Source organism: Pseudomonas sp. UMAB-40, from assembly GCF_900095275.1.
GTDB classification, from domain to species: domain Bacteria; phylum Pseudomonadota; class Gammaproteobacteria; order Pseudomonadales; family Pseudomonadaceae; genus Aquipseudomonas; species Aquipseudomonas mandelii_B.
Genome location: NZ_LT607603.1, coordinates 1 through 1,955 on the forward strand (window position 1 = coordinate 1; position 1,955 = coordinate 1,955).

Sequence of the window (1,955 nt, forward strand, 5' to 3'; positions counted from 1 at the left end):
TGTGCTCATCAATCAAATGCTGCACCACACCCGGATCCGCCAGGGTGGAGATATCCCCCAACCCATCGTATTCGGCGGTCGCAATCTTGCGCAGAATCCGGCGCATGATCTTGCCCGAACGGGTTTTCGGCAGCCCCGGTGCCCACTGGATCACATCCGGTGAAGCAATCGGACCAATTTCCTTACGCACCCAGTTTTTCAATTCCAGACGCAGTTGCTCGCTCGGTACTTCACCCGCGATCAGCGTGACGTAGACATAAATGCCCTGGCCCTTGATGTCGTGCGGCACGCCGACCACGGCAGCCTCGGCGACTTTCGGGTGAGCGACCATCGCGCTTTCGATCTCGGCGGTGCCCATGCGGTGGCCGGAGACGTTGAGTACGTCGTCCACACGCCCGGTGATCCAGTAGTAACCGTCTTCATCGCGACGTGCGCCGTCACCGGTGAAGTACATGCCACGGAAGGTCTTGAAGTAGGTGTCGACGAAGCGGTCATGGTCGCCATACAGCGTGCGCGCCTGGCCTGGCCACGAATCGAGAATCACCAGGTTGCCCTCGGCAACGCCTTCGAGGATGTTGCCCAGGTTGTCCACCAGTGCCGGCACCACACCGAAGAACGGACGTGCCGCCGAACCTGGCTTGAGGCCGTGAGCGCCCGGCAACGGGCTCATCATGTTGCCGCCGGTTTCGGTCTGCCACCAGGTGTCGACGATCGGGCAACGGGAGTGGCCGACGTTCTTGTAGTACCAGTCCCACGCTTCCGGGTTGATCGGCTCACCGACCGAACCCAACAGACGCAGGCTGCTGCCATCAGCGCCTTCAACAGCGGCTTTACCCGACGCCATCATCGCGCGGATCGCAGTCGGCGCGGTGTAGAGGATGTTGACCTTGTGCTTGTCGACGATCTTCGCCACCCGGGTGATGTCCGGGTAGTTCGGCACGCCTTCGAACAGCACCGTGGTCGCGCCGTTGGCCAGCGGGCCGTAGACGATGTACGTGTGGCCGGTGACCCAGCCGACGTCGGCGGTGCACCAGTAGACTTCGCCCGGGCGGTAGTCGAACACGCGCTCGTGGGTCATGGCGGCGTACAGCAGGTAACCGCCGGTGGTGTGCTGCACGCCCTTGGGCTTGCCAGTCGAACCGGAGGTGTAAAGGATGAACAGCGCTTCTTCAGCGCCCATCTCTTTTGGCGCACACACAGTGCCCGCCACTTTCATCAGGTCTTCGTACCAGATGTCGCGGTGCTGGTTCCACTTGATGTTGCCACCGGTGCGCTTGCACACGATGACCTTCTGGATGCTGCTGGTTTCCGGGTTGGTCAGCGCGTCGTCGACGTTGGACTTGAGCGGGATCTTCTTGCCGGCACGAACACCTTCGTCAGCGGTGATCACCACTTTGGATTTGCAGTCGATGATGCGACCGGCCAGGGCTTCCGGCGAGAAACCACCGAACACCACCGAGTGAATCGCGCCGATCCGGGTGCAGGCCAGCATGGCGACCACGGCTTCGGGGATCATCGGCATATAGATAGTCACCACGTCGCCGCGGTGCACATCCTGGCCGCGCAAGGCGTTGGCGAACTTGCAGACTTGTTCGTGCAGCTCGCGGTAGGTGATGTTGCGACTTTCGGCCGGGTCATCCCCTTCCCAAATGATCGCGACTTGATCGCCGCGCTCGGCCAGATGGCGGTCGAGGCAGTTGTAGGAAACGTTCAGCGTGCCGTCGGCGAACCATTTGATGTCGACATGGTGATCGTCGAAGGAGGTCTGCTTCACCGTGGTGAAAGGCTTGATCCAGTCGAGGCGCTTGGCTTGCTCGCGCCAGAAGCCGTCCGGGTTGACGACCGACTGCTGGTACATGGCTTTGTAGGTTGCCTCGTCAGTCAGCGTATTGGCCAGAACCTCGGGACGAACGGGATACAGAGAAGCCGCACTCATCTTTCTTACCTCGGTGGAA

Annotated in this window: 1 protein-coding gene; it reads right to left on the reverse strand. The window is 61.3% G+C overall.

Annotation, left to right across the window (positions count from 1 at the left end; translation table 11 throughout):
• Positions 1–1,936: acetate--CoA ligase (gene acs / locus K0F88_RS31925; protein ID WP_219097865.1), on the reverse strand; the 1,936-nt coding region annotated here is incomplete at its 3' end.
• Positions 1,937–1,955 lie beyond the last annotated feature (19 nt).